The sequence below is a fragment of the Burkholderia sp. CpTa8-5 genome (genome assembly GCF_017815045.1).
Classification (GTDB): Bacteria; Pseudomonadota; Gammaproteobacteria; order Burkholderiales; family Burkholderiaceae; genus Burkholderia; species Burkholderia sola.
On sequence record NZ_JAGIQD010000002.1, the window covers coordinates 259,964 to 273,637 of the forward strand.

The 13,674-nt window shown below is 69.1% G+C and carries 12 protein-coding genes; 5 read left to right on the forward strand and 7 right to left on the reverse strand.

Annotated elements, in window-relative coordinates:
* Positions 1 to 24 precede the first annotated feature (24 nt).
* Positions 25 to 1,572, forward strand: a complete 1,548-nt coding sequence (locus J8I35_RS04605; protein WP_209924621.1) for an ATP-binding protein — start codon at positions 25 to 27, stop codon at positions 1,570 to 1,572.
* Positions 1,573 to 1,622: 50 nt separating this feature from the next.
* Here J8I35_RS04605 and J8I35_RS04610 read toward each other — a convergent pair whose 3' ends face one another.
* The 3 genes from J8I35_RS04610 to J8I35_RS04620 form a co-directional block, all read right to left on the reverse strand.
* The gene (locus J8I35_RS04610; RefSeq protein ID WP_209924622.1) at positions 1,623 to 2,009 is read right to left on the reverse strand and encodes a tautomerase family protein; all 387 of its coding nucleotides are present in this window, start codon (positions 2,007 to 2,009) and stop codon (positions 1,623 to 1,625) included.
* Positions 2,010 to 2,188: 179 nt separating this feature from the next.
* Positions 2,189 to 2,692, reverse strand: coding sequence for an aromatic-ring-hydroxylating dioxygenase subunit beta (locus tag J8I35_RS04615; protein ID WP_209924623.1), 504 nt, complete (start codon positions 2,690 to 2,692; stop codon positions 2,189 to 2,191).
* Positions 2,689 to 3,972 carry an aromatic ring-hydroxylating dioxygenase subunit alpha gene (locus tag J8I35_RS04620; protein WP_209924624.1) on the reverse strand — a complete coding sequence of 428 codons (1,284 nt, stop codon included), beginning with the start codon at positions 3,970 to 3,972 and terminating at the stop codon, positions 2,689 to 2,691. Before J8I35_RS04620 ends, J8I35_RS04615 begins: the two co-directional genes overlap by 4 nt.
* Positions 3,973 to 4,112: 140 nt before the next feature.
* Here J8I35_RS04620 and J8I35_RS04625 point away from each other — a divergent pair, with 140 nt between their 5' ends.
* Positions 4,113 to 5,030, forward strand: coding sequence for a LysR family transcriptional regulator (locus tag J8I35_RS04625; protein ID WP_050014513.1), 918 nt, complete (start codon positions 4,113 to 4,115; stop codon positions 5,028 to 5,030).
* A gap of 115 nt (positions 5,031 to 5,145) precedes the next feature.
* Here J8I35_RS04625 and J8I35_RS04630 read toward each other — a convergent pair whose 3' ends face one another.
* Together J8I35_RS04630 and J8I35_RS04635 are read right to left on the reverse strand one after the other, a co-directional pair.
* Complete coding sequence (locus J8I35_RS04630; protein ID WP_209924625.1) at positions 5,146 to 6,123, reverse strand: PDR/VanB family oxidoreductase; 978 nt, start codon at positions 6,121 to 6,123, stop codon at positions 5,146 to 5,148.
* Positions 6,124 to 6,338: 215 nt separating this feature from the next.
* Positions 6,339 to 7,742 (reverse strand): MFS transporter, encoded by a 1,404-nt coding sequence (locus J8I35_RS04635; RefSeq protein WP_209924626.1) that lies wholly within the window; start codon positions 7,740 to 7,742, stop codon positions 6,339 to 6,341.
* 410 nt (positions 7,743 to 8,152) lie between these two features.
* On the opposite strand from J8I35_RS04635, the gene J8I35_RS04640 reads away from it, so the two are divergent.
* Positions 8,153 to 9,271, forward strand: coding sequence for a porin (locus tag J8I35_RS04640; protein ID WP_124630840.1), 1,119 nt, complete (start codon positions 8,153 to 8,155; stop codon positions 9,269 to 9,271).
* A 38-nt stretch (positions 9,272 to 9,309) separates the two neighbouring features.
* Here the strand turns inward: J8I35_RS04640 and J8I35_RS04645 are convergent, their stop codons facing one another.
* Together J8I35_RS04645 and J8I35_RS04650 are read right to left on the reverse strand one after the other, a co-directional pair.
* Positions 9,310 to 10,341 carry a LysR family transcriptional regulator gene (locus J8I35_RS04645; protein ID WP_124652037.1) on the reverse strand — a complete coding sequence of 344 codons (1,032 nt, stop codon included), beginning with the start codon at positions 10,339 to 10,341 and terminating at the stop codon, positions 9,310 to 9,312.
* Entirely contained in the window at positions 10,338 to 11,312 is a 975-nt protein-coding gene (locus J8I35_RS04650) for an AraC family transcriptional regulator (RefSeq protein WP_209924627.1), read from the reverse strand. The genes J8I35_RS04645 and J8I35_RS04650 overlap by 4 nt, the downstream gene beginning before the upstream one ends.
* Before the next feature lie 149 nt (positions 11,313 to 11,461).
* On the opposite strand from J8I35_RS04650, the gene J8I35_RS04655 reads away from it, so the two are divergent.
* Both J8I35_RS04655 and J8I35_RS04660 read left to right on the forward strand, forming a co-directional pair.
* The gene (locus J8I35_RS04655; protein ID WP_209924628.1) at positions 11,462 to 12,568 is read left to right on the forward strand and encodes an NAD/NADP-dependent octopine/nopaline dehydrogenase family protein; all 1,107 of its coding nucleotides are present in this window, start codon (positions 11,462 to 11,464) and stop codon (positions 12,566 to 12,568) included.
* Positions 12,565 to 13,575: a 3-hydroxybutyryl-CoA dehydrogenase gene (locus J8I35_RS04660; RefSeq protein ID WP_209924629.1), complete on the forward strand. Its 1,011-nt coding sequence runs from the start codon at positions 12,565 to 12,567 to the stop codon at positions 13,573 to 13,575. The genes J8I35_RS04655 and J8I35_RS04660 overlap by 4 nt, the downstream gene beginning before the upstream one ends.
* The last annotated feature ends 99 nt before the right edge of the window (positions 13,576 to 13,674 follow it).

A 13,674-nucleotide genomic window follows, 5' to 3' on the forward strand; every position in this document is an offset into this window, starting at 1 on the left:
GTGCCGGCCTAAAGAAATCTTCAGATGCGATCTGCGCGCGCCGGTGCTATGTTGGGTTCCCGGCCGCGCGATGCCGCGCGCCTTCCTCCGAATCCGATCATGAGTTTTCCCGACGAAGACGATTTCCACCGGCTGCTCGACGCGCTGACCACCTGCGTGCTGCTGCACGACGCGCGCACCCGGGCGATCGTGTGGGCGAATCGCGCCGCGTGCATCGCGCTCGGCTTTTCCGTCGAGGAACTGCTGCCGCTGAAGGCGCAGGACATGACGCGTCCCGAGCCGAAGTACCGGCGCGAGATCGCGGTGAGCGCGTGGGATCGTGCGCTCGTCGACGGCCCGCAGGTGTACGAATGGTGCTATCGGTCGCGCACGGGCGTCGACATGCTGTCCGAGGCCACCGCGACCTACGTGCCGCTGCGCGGGCGCGACGTCGTGATGGTGCAGTTCCGCGACATCAGTGCGGAGGAGGCGGTCCGCCAGCAGTTGCGCCGCTACGAGGCGCGGCTGCGCGAGTTCATGCAGGATCTCGACGAAGGCATCGCGGTCGTGACGCCGCACGGCGGCGTGCAGTTCATCAGCGAGTCGGGCCGCCGCGTGCTCGGGCTCGCGCCCGACGAGCCGCTCGGCGAGGTGCTCGACTACTGCTCGCCGGCCGATCGCGACCGGCTCGTCGCGCAGTTGCGCGACGCGCCGTCCGCGTGCCCGTCCGCGCCGCAGCGCTACCGGATCGTGCGGCGCGACGGCGCCGCCTGCTGGCTGCGCATCCTGTGCCGGCAGGTCGAGATCGAAGGCGATCTCGACGGGCTGCTCGTGCAGTTTCGCGACGTGAGCGACGAAGTCGCGATCGAGGACGCGCGGCGCGCCGAGGCGCGGATGCTCGAATACGCGGGCCGCTACAACGCGATGGGCGAGATGGCGACCGTGATCGCGCACGAACTGAGCCAGCCGCTCGCGGCCGTGCGCAATTTCATCGAAGGCGCGGTGCGGCGGCTGAACGGCAACGGCGCCGTCGACGACGCGATCTGGGGGCTGCGCAGCGCGGACCGGCAGGCCGAGCATGCGGCGCTGATCATCAAGAGCGTGCGCGAATTCATCGTGAAGCGCGAGCCGGTTGTCGTGCGGGCCGACCTGCGCGACATCCTCGCCGACGTCGCGTACTTCATCGAGCTGCGTGCGAAGGAGGCCGGCGTGACGGTTGCGATCGTGCAGGCCGACGCGCCGCTGCCGATCCGCTGCGAGCGCGTGCTGATCGGGCAGGTGATCCTGAATCTTGCGTTCAATGCGATCGAGGCGTTCGCCAGTTGCGAGTGCGCGCCGCGCACGCTGACGCTCGGCACCGCGAACGTGGCCGGCCATGCGGAGTTGCGTGCGATCGACAACGGGCCGGGCATCGACGCCGGCGCGCACGACCGGCTGTTCGACGGCTTCTCGTCGTCGAAGGCCGGCGGCAACGGGATCGGGTTGTCGCTGTGCAAGAGCATCGTCACGCGCCACGGCGGGCGGATCGCCGCGAGCCCGGCCGCAGGCGGCGGGCTCGACTGCCGCGTGACGCTGCCGCTCGCCGACGGGTGAGCGCAACCGCGTCGGCGCATTGCGGCGGGGCGGCGACGCGCGACGCATGGTCAGCGCCCCAGCGCCCGCGCGGTCTGGCCGCCGATGCCGAAGTCGGTGTTCGGAATGTCCTTGATGATCACGCGCGTCGCCTGCAGCGGCGCGTCGAGCACGTTCGCGCCCGCATCGGACAGCGCGGCGATCAGCGCGCGCTTCTGTGCGTCGGTGCGGCCGGCGATTAGGATCGCGACGATCACCGGCAGCGACGGCGGCGCGCCGTCCGCGGCGCTGCGGCCGCCGAGGCCGATATGCGTCGCGGGCAGTTCGGTGAGCAGCACGCGCACGGATTCGATCGGTGCGCCGATCGCGTCGACGGTCGCGTGGCTGAGCCGTGCGATCAGTTCGGCCTTGCGCGCGTCGTCATGGCCGGTCGGCAGGAAAACTTCGAGTGTGGGCATGAGGGTCCGGAAAGGTGAAGGTGGCTGGCTCACCGTTGCGCGAGCGACGGCGAAGCGGTCGCCGCTGAAAGGTGAAGGTGACCGGTTCACCTTTGCGCGGGCGACGGCGAACCGGCAGCCGCTCACCGGTGAAGGTGCCCGGCTCACCATTGCGCTGGCGACGGTGAACCGGTCGCGGCTTACAGCAGGAAGCCGATCGCGCTGAGCGCTTCGGTCGAGTCGATCAGGCGCACGACCTTCTCCGCAATCCGCATCTCGCCTTCGGCATCGACGTGCAGGTTGTGCGTGACGTCGGCCGCGAACAGCGTCGCGACGCCGCGCTTGTATGCGACCACCACCTGCGCCGATTTCAGCTCGACGGTATCGGCGCTGCCGCTTTCCAGCGTGAAGCGCGATACGGTGCGCACCGTGCGCGCCGCGTCGGTGGCCGACGCCGAATAGCCGGACACCATCCGCTGCACGCGCTTCTCGCGCATGTCCTGGTCGTCGAACACGTAGTTCAGCGTCGCCGCGAAATCGGTCGCGTCGGGATCGATCGGCACCACGTAGTGGCCGGTCGGATCCCACAGGTCGAGCCACGCGCGATAGTCGCGGCGGTCGAGCATCTCGGCTTCGCGCCACACGAATTCGACCGCGCGGGCGAAGGTCTGCTCGGAAAAGAGGGCGTTGCGGTCGTCCATCATTGCTGCTCCATCATGTTGCGCCATTGCCGGTAGGCTTCGCGCATGCCGGTCTCGTCGGTCGCATGCGCGGTCTTTTCGCCGTTCGCGGCGGTCGTCTCGCGGTTCAGCCCGCGATTCACGAGGATCGGCACGTCGGGCCCCGCCTGCGCGCCGCGCTGCACGCGCTCCCACGCTTCCGCATCGTCGGGGCTGCCGAAGCCGAACGGGCCCTGGAAGTGCTCGTGGATGCGCAGCCGCTCGCGGTTCGCTTCGTCGGGGCCGCCGTCCATCGCGAGCGCGACGTGGCGGATCTCGGTTTCGTTCGCGGAGATCGGCCGCAGCACGCGGAAGAAGGCCATCGACAGCGCGAGGTTCGGGAACAGGTTCAGGTTGAAGCCGACGCCCATCAGCGAGCGCACGATGCGGCGCACTTCGTCGGGCGAGTGACGTTCGGCGAGTTTCGCCGCGAGCGGCGCGAAGCGTTCGGCCAGCGGTGCGCCGTCGTCATCGTCGAGATCGATCAGCTCGGGCATCAGCACCGCGAGGCTGTGGCCGTTGCCGAGCGCGCGGCAGAACGCGTGCTCGCTCGTCATGAAGCTCGTGATCGCGGCGGCCGTCTCGTCGTCGATCGACTTCATCCACGACTTGTGCACGACCGGGAAGTGATAGAGGTCGGTCGTGTTCTCGAGCTGGATCTTCCAGTTGCCCTTGAACTTGAACTTGTGCTCGCCGTTCGCCTTGATCGGGTAGCCGGCGCCCTGTTTCATGAACAGGTCGATCCACGGCTTCGCGCCGCCGAGGAAATCCTCGAGCGGTTCGATGTCATCGTTGAAGCTCGCGAAGATCAGCCCCTGGTACACGCCGACGCGCAGCTTCACGAGCGGCAGGTCGCCTTTCTCGCACACGCCTTCGTAGCCGTCGCCGTACGGCAGCGCGCGCAGCGTGCCGTCGAGCGCGTACGACCAGCTGTGATACGGGCACGTGAAGCCCTTCGCGTTGCCCTTGTGCGATTCGCACACGGTCGCGCCGCGATGGCGGCAGCGGTTCTGCAGCACGTTCACCTCGCCGGTCTTGTCGCGCACGACGATTACCGGCTGGCGGCCGATCGTCGTCGTGATGAAGTCGCCCGGGTTCGGCAGTTCGCTGTCGTGCGCGACCCAGATCCAGGTGCGGTAGAAGATGCGGTCGAGCTCGGCTTCGAACAGCGCAGGATCGTGATACATCGCGGGCGCGATGCGGTCGGGCTGCGCGAGACCATGCAACGCGCGGGTGTCGATCGTCTGGTAGGGAATGTCGCTCATCGTCGTCGTGGGGAAAGAGTCGCGAAAATCGGGCCGCGCTGGGCGCAGCGTCCGGAGACCAGTCTCGTCTTCTGCCGCATATCGGTCAAATTGATCTAAAATTGATAATCAAATAAATGTGGCAAATGATGGAGGTCACGATGACGTCGGTCGATCATCTCGATCTGAACCTGTTGCGCGTATTCCAGGCGATCGTCGAGGAACGCAGCCTGACGAAGGCCGGCGAGCGGCTCGCGCTGTCGCAGCCGGCCGTCAGCTATTCGCTCGGCCGGCTGCGCACGCTGTTCGACGATCCGCTGTTCGTGCGGACGCGCTCGGGCATGCAGCCGACGCCGGTCGCGCTCGAACTCGCGGGCATCGTCGGCAAGGCGCTCGACATGGTGCGCGTCGCGCTGCGCTATGCGGAGCGCTTCGATCCGGCCACCAGCACGCGCACGTTCCGGGTGTCGCTGTCGGATGCGGGCGAGATGGCGTACCTGCCGGCGATCTGCCAGGCGCTGCGCGAGCGCGCGCCGCGCGTGACGTTGAGCGTGCAGCCGCTGCCGGTGGAGGAGATCGAGGAGGCGCTGCGCGCGAGCCGGCTCGATTTCGCGATCGGCAACCTGCCTGAGCTGATGCCGCGCACGCGCCACCAGGTGCTGTTCGAGGAAACCTACGTGTGCATGACGGGGCGCCGGCGCGGGCTGCCGACGGCCGCCGCGCTGAGTCTCGAGCAGTTCGTGCGCGCCGCGCACGTCAACGTGAAATCGGTCGAGCACAGCCACCACGCGCTCGACGACGCGTTGCGCGCGCAGGGCGTGGGTCGCAACATCGCGCTGGAGGTGCCGCACTTCGTCGCGCTGCCGAGCGTGCTGTCGGTCACCGATCTGTATGCGACGCTGCCGAAGCGGCTCGCGCAGATCCTGAACCGCGACAACGCGTTCCGCCTGTATGCGCTGCCGGTCACGCTGCCGCCCGCGCCGGTGACGATGCATTGGCACGAGCACTTTCACGAGGACGAGGGCAATGCGTGGATGCGCGCGCTGCTCGCCGAGATCGTCGAGCGTTTCGACGAATGACGGTCGGGCGGCTCGTGCCCGACGCAACCGCGGTGGCGGAGTGTCCGTCGGCCGCGCATCTTTACATGAGTCGATCAGTAGATCGGCGCGGCAACATGGCGGCGCGTTCGGCGCATCAGAGATCGAGTACGAGCACCGCCGAGCGCGCGCGCGACACGCAGCAGCAGATCACCGTGTTGCTCGCGCGCTCGGCCTTGCTGAGGCAGTGATCGCGATGATCGGGTTCGCCGTCGATGACGGGCACCATGCAGGTGCCGCACACGCCTTCGCCGCATGACGTATCGACCTCGATGCCGATCTTCGCGAGTGCGTCGACGATCGACGTATCGGGCGCGACGCGCACCGATTGGCCGCTGCGTTGCAGGCGCACTTCGAAGTCTTCCGCTGGAGCGGCATCCGCAGTGACCGTCGCGGAGGGTTCCGCCGCAAAGCGTTCGAGATGAATCGCGTCTTCCGGGATTCGCTTGGCCGCGGCTGCGACAACGGCATCCATGAACGGCCCGGGGCCGCACGTATAGACATGCGCTTCCAGATCAATCGACTCGATGCAGCGGCCGAGTTCGGCCGCGATCGCATCGGGCTCGACACCGTAATGGAACGTCACGTGCGACGCGAACGGTTCGGCCGACAGTTCGTCGACGAACGCCGCATGGTCGCGGCTGCGCGCGAAATAGTGCAGTCGATAACGCGCGCCGCGCTGGTGCAGCGCATACGCCATCGACAGCAGCGGCGTGATGCCGATGCCGGCCGCGATCAGCACGTGCTCGCTCGCGTCATCGGTCAGACGAAACAGGTTGCGCGGCGTGCCGATCCACAATTCGGCGCCGACGCTCACGTCGTCGTGCAGCGAACGCGAGCCGCCGCGCGACTGCGCTTCCTTCTTCACCGCGAACAGATAGCTGCCGCGCTCGTCGGGGTTGCCGCACAGCGAATATTGCCGCGTGATGCCGGACGGCGCGGTGACGTCGATATGGGCGCCCGGTTCGTACGCGTCGAACGGCTGGCCGTCGACGCGCGAGACCCGGAAACAGCGGATGTCCTGCGCCGCGTCGATCAGCGTGTCGATCCGGACCAGGTGGCGGTTCGCTTGCATGGGAAATTCCGTGGGGTAGAGAAACGCGGCGCGGCGGAGCCCCGCGCCGTCATGCGATCGAGAATAGGGACGGTCATCGCATAAATCAAATCGATTAAAAATCGATGCCGGAATAAGCGGGATGGATGATGGTGGGCGTGTCGATCGTCGCCGGTCAGCGGTGCGGCAATCGCGCGGCCGGTGCGCCGACCACGCGATCGGTGAACCGCGCGACCTCAGCGGGCGGCAATGGCGTTGCCGCCGTCGACGGCCGCATCGGCCGAAGCCGATGCCGACGCGTGGCCGCGTTCGCGCTCGAGGCTGCGGCGATAGTGGCGGCAGCCAGCGGCGAGCAGCAGCGCGGCGAGCGTCGCCGCCGCGACGTTGACGATCGACATCGAGTGCCCGACCGCGGCCGGCGCGCCGAACACGCGATCGGTAAACAGCGCGACGACGGTCGTGCCGATCCCGAGCGCGATCAGGTTCGACACGAGCAGGAACAGCGCGGAGATCTGCGCACGCATCTGGTTCGGCGCGAGCGTCTGCATCGCGGCGGTCGACGTCGGCATCGGGAACGACGCGAAGAACATCGCGACGACCAGCATCGCGAGCGACGCCGGCAGGCTGTCGAGCTGCGTGAACAGCGTCGCGGGAATCACCATGCAGGCGGCGCCGATCGCGCCGGCGCGCATCGGCGCATCGCCGCGGCCGCGCCGCAGCAGCCAGTCGTTGAGCCAGCCGCCGCAGAACACGCCGGCCGTATTCGCGACCAGCAGCACGATGCCGAGCGTGTAGCCGGCTTCGACGGCCGTCATTCCGAAGCGGCGGATATAGAACGCGGGCGTCCAGCTCAGCAGGCAATACAGCGTCATCGCGTAGAACGAGAAGCCGAGATAGTGGCACGAGAAGGTCGCGCGGTGCATGCCGACGAAGCGCAGCGAATCGCGCATCGACACGCGCCGCACGGCGCCCGAGCGATCCTGCGCGAGCCCCTTGCGCTGCGGGTCGCGCACGGTCGCGGCGAACAGCAGCGCGACGAGGATGCCCGGCAGCCCGACGATCAGGAACGTGACCTGCCACGCATGCACCTGCCCGACCACCGGCAGCGTGAATGCGCTCGCATGCTTGAGCAGCGCGATCACGTAGCCGCCGATCAGGAACGCGATGCCGCCGCCGATGAACGAGCCGAGCGAATACACGGCGATCGCGCGGCCGAGCTTCTCCTTCGGGAAGTAGTCGGCGAGCATCGAATACGCGCCGGGGGACAGCGCGGCCTCGCCGACGCCGACGCCCATCCGCGCAACGAACATCTGCACGAAGTGCTGGCTGAGCCCGCACGCGGCGGTCGCGATGCTCCACAGCGCGATGCCGAGCGAGATGATGCGCGGGCGCGCATAGCGGTCGGCGAGATACGCGACGGGCAGCCCCATCACCGCATAGAACAGCGAAAACGCGAAGCCGTTGAGCAGGCTGAACTGCGTATCGGACAGGTGCAGGTCGCGCTTGATCGGTTCGATCATCAGCACGAGGACCTGGCGGTCGACGAACGAAAAGACGTACGCGAGCATGCAGATGACGACGACATACCATTCGTACGTATAGCGCTTGCCGTCGGCAGCGCGGGCCGTGGATGCGGACATGCGGGTTCTCCAGGAGCGGGCGGTGGAAAAGCGCGGCATCGGCCTCGCGGGCCGGGCGCCGTCGCGGCGCGAAAGCGTGCGGATGACACGATCGGTGACGCAGCGTAGTCGGCCAAATTCGGCCGCCATAGCCGGAGTGACAGCCGCGCCACACGGATATTTACCGACCCGGATAAAGAAAACACCGAGGCCGTGCGCGCGGGCCGCCGCGCAGCGCGCGTGCGGCGGGGCCCGTGCGCGTCATGCGGCGCGTCTATAAGCGTTATAGAGCGCATTGCGTCGACGTCCGAAATTGTCGTTCCTAGACTCGGGCCGGTTTTGATCGGCAGCGTTCGCATCCGAAAGCGAACGCGCTTCACATCAAGCGGCGCGATGCCGACAGGCGCCGCAACTTCTACGGGACGACGCAGATGAACCATTCGAACGGGCGAGCCTTCCGGCTTGCCGTACCGCTCGCCGCGCTGCTCGCGTGCAACGCGCTGCCTGCGGTCGCGCAATCGAGCGTGACGCTCTACGGCCGCATCGACACCGCGATCGAATACGCGAACGCCGGGCCGAACCACGTGACGCGCATGGGCAGCGGCAACCTGTGGGCGTCGCAGTGGGGGCTGAAGGGCGTCGAGGATCTCGGCGGCGGCTACGCGACGATTTTCAAGCTCGAGGACGGCTTCAACGCGGCGAGCGGCGCACTGTCGAACAGCAGCGCGCTGTTCGGCCGCGAAGCGTGGGTCGGCATCACGGGGCCGTTCGGCGGCGTGCAGTTCGGCGAGCTCTACACGATCCTGCATACGACGCTCGTCACGTACAGCCTGCCCGGGCTCGGCGCAGGGCTCGCATGGGGCAACGCGACCAACAACTTCGTCGGGCCCGCGTTCCTGCGCGTGCGCAACTCGATGCGCTACACGTCGCCGCGCTACGCGGGCTTCCTGTTGCGCGCGATGGCCGCGCGCGGCGCCAACGGCGCGGCCGGGCAGCCGGCGACGCTCGGCGATACGTATGGCGCCGGCATCAACTATGTGCGCGGCGGATTGTCGGTCGACGTCGACATCATGCAGCAGAAGTTCAGCCCGGTCGCCGCATCGACGCTCGGTGCAGCGAGCACGGCCGCGAACGGCAACTACACGCTCGGCGCGATTTCGTACGACTTCAGCGTCGTGAAGGTGGCCGCGCTGTACCTGCGTCATCGCGGCGGTCCCGACGTCGCGACCGCGATCGACAGCCAGAGCGCGTATCCGCACAGCGACATCATGGAGCTCAGCGCGACGGTGCCGATCGGGCGCGCGTCGCTGCTGCTGAGTGTCGGCCATTACCGGAAGGTCGCCGATAGCGACGGCAACGCCGATTCGTACGGCATCCGCTTCGACTATCCGCTGTCGAAGCGCACGGTGCTGTACACGGGCGCCGCGATGGTGCGCAACGGCGCGCATGCGCGCTTCGTCGTCAACGGCGCGGCGGGCGGCGGCGTCGCGGTGGCGAAGCCGGGCGCGACCGCGAGTTCGCTCGTCGCGGGCATCCTCACGTCGTTCTGAGCGTGCCGGCGGACCCGTGCCCATGCTCGCTCGAGCCGCTACGCGCAAGCAGGCGGCTGCGGCGCGAGCCATGCATCGAACGGCGCCTGCTCGCCGATATTGAACAGCTCGAGCAGCAGCGCACGCAGCCAGCGATGGCCGGGGTCCGCATCGAAGCGCCGATGCCAGTACGCGTTGACGGCCCATTCGCCGGCGCCGGCGATCTCGTACAGCACGCACGGCTGGCGCGCCGCGAACGTGATCGCGATCGTCTCCGGCAGGATCAGCGCGTAATCGCCGTCCTGCAGCAACGCGGGCACCACCATGAAATCGGGCAGCGCGGCGCGCACGCGCGGCATCAGTTCGTGCCGTTCGAGCAGTTGCATCGACTGCGGATGCGACGTGACCGCGACGAAGCGCAGCGCGTCGGGCGCCGTGCCGTCGAGCACGAAATCGTCGGGCAGCCCGACGCGTTGGGCGGTGCGGCGCGGCATCAGCAGCACGCAGTGCTCGTGCAGCAGCGCGGTGCGCTGGAAGTGGCTCGACGCATCGGCGAAATGCCCGAGCGCGAAGTCGATGCGCCCGGATTCGAGCGCGACGTTGAGCTGGCACTCGTCGACGTGCAGCGTCTCGATCACCGCGCCCGGCGCACGCCGGTCGAATGCGGCGAGCAGCGTCGGCAGGAACGCGCTCGCCGCGAAATCGCTCATGTGCAGACGAAACACGCGCTGCGTGCTGTCGGGCGTGAAGCGCGAGCCTTCGTCGAGCACGTGCTGCAGGATCGCGAGCGCCTTGTCGACCGAGATCGCGAGCCGTTGCGCGCGCGGGGTCGGCTCGACGCCGGTGCCGGTGCGCACGAACAGCGCGTCGCGAAACATCAGCCGCAGCCGGCCGAGCGCATAGCTGACGGACGGCTGCGTGACGCCGAGCCGCAGCGCCGCGCGGCCGACGTGCCGCTCTTCATACACCGCGCGAAACGTCTTCAACAGGTTGAGATCGAGATCCTGCACACGCAGGCCGTCGGCGGCGTCGCTGTCGTGCGGCGCGGGTTCGGGGCGGGCCGTCGGCCGACCGGGGGCGGAGTGCGTCATCGAGCTTGCCTCGCGGTGACGGAAGGCGCGTGGCCGTAACGCCGCGCATACGCCTTCGCGAAATGGCCGAAGCCATGGATGCCGTGCGCGAGCAGCACGTCGGTCACGCTGCGCGCGTCGCCGCGTTGCAGCGCCGCGTGCACGGCGGCGAGCCGGCGCTCGCGCACGTACGCGGCCGGCGTGGTGTGCAGGAACGCGCGGAATGCATGCTGCAGCGTGCGCGGCGCGACGCCCGCGACGGCCGCCAGCGCGGCGAGCGCGAGCGGTTCGTCGAGGTGCGCATCGACGTGAGCGCACGCACGCCGCACATGGGCCGGCAGCGGCGGCGTGCCGCGCAGCAGCGTGTCGCTGTACGAATGCGGCAGGTGCGTGAGCAGCAGCGACATCAGCCACGCGGTGAGGTCGGTGCCGAACATCGGCGACACGGTGCCGATGCCCGGCTGCGCGCCGATCCGGCACAGGTACTCGAAGGTCGGCAGCACGAGCGCGGCGCCCGTGCCGGCGCCGCCGGCCGCCACGTCGAATTGCAGCGGCCGCGCGAGCGGCGCGCGAAGCATGTCCTGCAGCTTGCGTTCGAGCGCGCCGCGTTCGAGCCGCAGCACGAGATTGCGGCAATCGGGGCTCGTGCGCAGGCGGCTCGCGAGCGCGGGCGACGACACGGTCAGCGCGCCGGGGCCGGCGTACGCGACGACGTTGCCGGCCTGCAGCTCGCACGCACCGGCGAGCGTCAGCCGGAACAGGAAGTGATCGGCGTCTTCGCCGAACTCGATGCGCGTTTCGCGTCCGTAGCTGAGTTCGAGCAGCGCGCCGTGATGCAGTGGCACCTCGTACAGCTCCGCGCGAAACGGATCGCGGCCGGACGCGGCCATCCGGTGCGGTCCGAGCCGATGCGCGACCGCGCGTTCGACTTCGTCGGGGGCGTGCAGCGTGCCGAGCCGGTTCGGTGCATGGCGGGAAAGGGCGATGTCCATTGATAGACCTCGTAGCGGATGCAGGGGCGCGTCGGCTTGCGCAGCGTCGCGAATGCGTTGCGCGAACGGGCGCGTCGTTGCGTGTTTTGAAGCGACGCGGCGCAGGCGGTCGCGTAGTCTCGGGCGTACTCGATCACCAGGAGAAGACGATGAAGGTATGTGTTCTGGGCGGCGGCCACGGCTGCCATGCGGCGGCCATCGACCTGCTCGAAAAAGGTCACGACGTGACGTGGTGGCGGCGCGATCGCGAGCCGCACGCGCGGCTGCGCGCGCTTGGCGTGTTGAACGTCACCGACTATCGCGGCAAGCGCGCGGTGCCGCTCGGCGATGCGCCGGGCGCGATCCGCCTGACCGACGATCTGGCCGCCGCGCTGCACGGCGCGCAACTCGTCGTGGTGCCGTTGCCGGCCACGTCGCACGACGCGCTTGCCGCGCAGGTCGCGCCGCTGCTGGAGGACGGCCAGGTCGTGTTCCTGCCGCCCGGCACGTTCGGCAGCGCCGTGTTCGCCCGCGCGGCGGCCGATGCCGGCAACCGTTCGCGCGTCGCGTTCGCCGAAACAGGCACGCTGCCGTACCTGGTGCGCAAGTATCGCGACAACGACGTCGTGATCAGCGCGTACGCGACGCGCCTGCCGACCGGCGTGTGGCCGGTGAATGCAGCCGGCTGGGCGTTCGACGTGTTGCGCGCCGGCTATCCGTCGGTCGAGCCGGTCGAGGATGCGTTGTCCGGCGCGCTGATGAATGCGGGCCCGGTGATCCATCCGCCGCTGATCCTGATGAACGCCGGGCCGCTCGAACACTTCGACGCGTGGGACATCCACAACGAAGGCACGCAGCCGTCGATCCGCCGCGTGACGAACGCGCTCGATGCCGAACGCATCGCGGTGCGCGAAGCGCTCGGCTATCGCGCGCCGCATTTCCCGCTCGCCGATCACTACGCGACCGACGGCGACGAGTGGATGTACGGGCGCGGCGCGCACGGCAAGCTGACCGATAGCGGCGACTGGCGCGAGAAGATCGATCTGCGCACGCATCGCTACATGCTCGAGGATACCCGGCTCGGGCTGTCGTTCATCGTGTCGTGCGGGCGCTGGGCCGGCGTGCCGACGCCCGTCGCGCAGGGGCTGCTGAGCATCGCGAGCGCGGTCGCGGGGCGCGACCTGTATGCGGAAGGCCGCACGCTGGAGCGGCTCGGGCTCGCGGCGCTGTCGAAGGACGCGCTGCGCGCGCTGGTCGATGCGGGGTACGCGGCATGAAGGCGGCCGACGATGTGACGCGCATCCACGTGCTCGGCGCGGGACGGATGGGGCAGGGCATCGCGCTCGTGTTCGCGTTTGCCGGCCTCGACGTGACGCTGATCGACTTCAAGCCGCGCGATGCGGCTGGCCGTCGCGCGTTCGACGCGCGCACGCGCGACGAGATCGCCCGGCCGCTGCATGCGCAGCTCGCGCTCGGCCGCATCGATGCCGCGCAGGCCGACGCCGTCGCCGCGCGCATCGCACTGGTGGCGCGGGACGGCGCGGCCGACGCGGTGCGCGATGCCGATATCGTGTTCGAAGCACTGCCCGAAGTGCTCGATGCAAAGGTCGACGCGCTGCGGTGGCTCGGCGAACACGTCGATGCGCACGCAACGATCGCGTCGACCACGTCGACGTTTGTCGTCACCGAGTTGCAGCGCCACGTTGCGCATCCGGCGCGGATGCTGAACGCGCACTGGCTGAACCCCGCGCTGCTGATGCCGCTCGTCGAGGTCAGCCGCAGCGACGCGACCGATCAGGCCGTTGTCGACACCGTCGCAGCGCTGCTCGAACGCGTGGGCAAGAAGCCGGTGATCTGCGGGCCGGCGCCCGGCTACATCGTGCCGCGCATTCAGGCGCTCGCGATGAACGAGGCCGCGCGGATGGTCGAGGAAGGCGTGGCCAGCGCCGAGGACATCGATATCGCGATCCGCACCGGCTTCGGTCCGCGCTTCGCGGTGCTCGGGCTGCTCGAATTCATCGACTGGGGCGGCTGCGACATCCTGTACTACGCGTCGCAGTACCTGGCCGGCGAGATCGGCCCGCGCTTCGCGCCGGCCGCGAGCGTCGTGCGCAACATGGAAACCGGGCGCGACGGCGTGCGCACGGGCGCCGGCTTCCACGACTATGCGGCGGTCGACGTGCCCGCGTACATGCGCCAGCGGCTCGGCGAATTCGCGCGGCTGCTCGACCATCTCGGGCTGGCGCCGGCGTTCGACAGCGCGCGGCGCGGCCGGGACGCGTAGCCTGAACATTGCGGCTGCGTGCGCTTGCGGCGCCGCGCAAGCGCGCACGTGGCGCCGTGGACCGGTGCGCCAATCGCCCACCGGCAACGCGGGTGCGGC

Excerpts from the sequence above, each read along its gene's own strand:
- J8I35_RS04605 (WP_209924621.1), top strand. The coding sequence starts at position 25 with ATGCGATCTGCGCGCGCCGGTGCTATGTTGGGTTCCCGGCCGCGCGAT.
- J8I35_RS04610 (WP_209924622.1), bottom strand. The coding sequence starts at position 2,009 with ATGCCCACACTCGAAGTTTTCCTGCCGACCGGCCATGACGACGCGCGC.
- J8I35_RS04615 (WP_209924623.1), bottom strand. The coding sequence starts at position 2,692 with ATGATGGACGACCGCAACGCCCTCTTTTCCGAGCAGACCTTCGCCCGC.
- J8I35_RS04620 (WP_209924624.1), bottom strand. The coding sequence starts at position 3,972 with ATGAGCGACATTCCCTACCAGACGATCGACACCCGCGCGTTGCATGGT.
- J8I35_RS04625 (WP_050014513.1), top strand. The coding sequence starts at position 4,113 with ATGACGTCGGTCGATCATCTCGATCTGAACCTGTTGCGCGTATTCCAG.
- J8I35_RS04630 (WP_209924625.1), bottom strand. The coding sequence starts at position 6,123 with ATGCAAGCGAACCGCCACCTGGTCCGGATCGACACGCTGATCGACGCG.
- J8I35_RS04635 (WP_209924626.1), bottom strand. The coding sequence starts at position 7,742 with ATGTCCGCATCCACGGCCCGCGCTGCCGACGGCAAGCGCTATACGTAC.
- J8I35_RS04640 (WP_124630840.1), top strand. The coding sequence starts at position 8,153 with ATGAACCATTCGAACGGGCGAGCCTTCCGGCTTGCCGTACCGCTCGCC.
- J8I35_RS04645 (WP_124652037.1), bottom strand. The coding sequence starts at position 10,341 with ATGACGCACTCCGCCCCCGGTCGGCCGACGGCCCGCCCCGAACCCGCG.
- J8I35_RS04650 (WP_209924627.1), bottom strand. The coding sequence starts at position 11,312 with ATGGACATCGCCCTTTCCCGCCATGCACCGAACCGGCTCGGCACGCTG.
- J8I35_RS04655 (WP_209924628.1), top strand. The coding sequence starts at position 11,462 with ATGAAGGTATGTGTTCTGGGCGGCGGCCACGGCTGCCATGCGGCGGCC.
- J8I35_RS04660 (WP_209924629.1), top strand. The coding sequence starts at position 12,565 with ATGAAGGCGGCCGACGATGTGACGCGCATCCACGTGCTCGGCGCGGGA.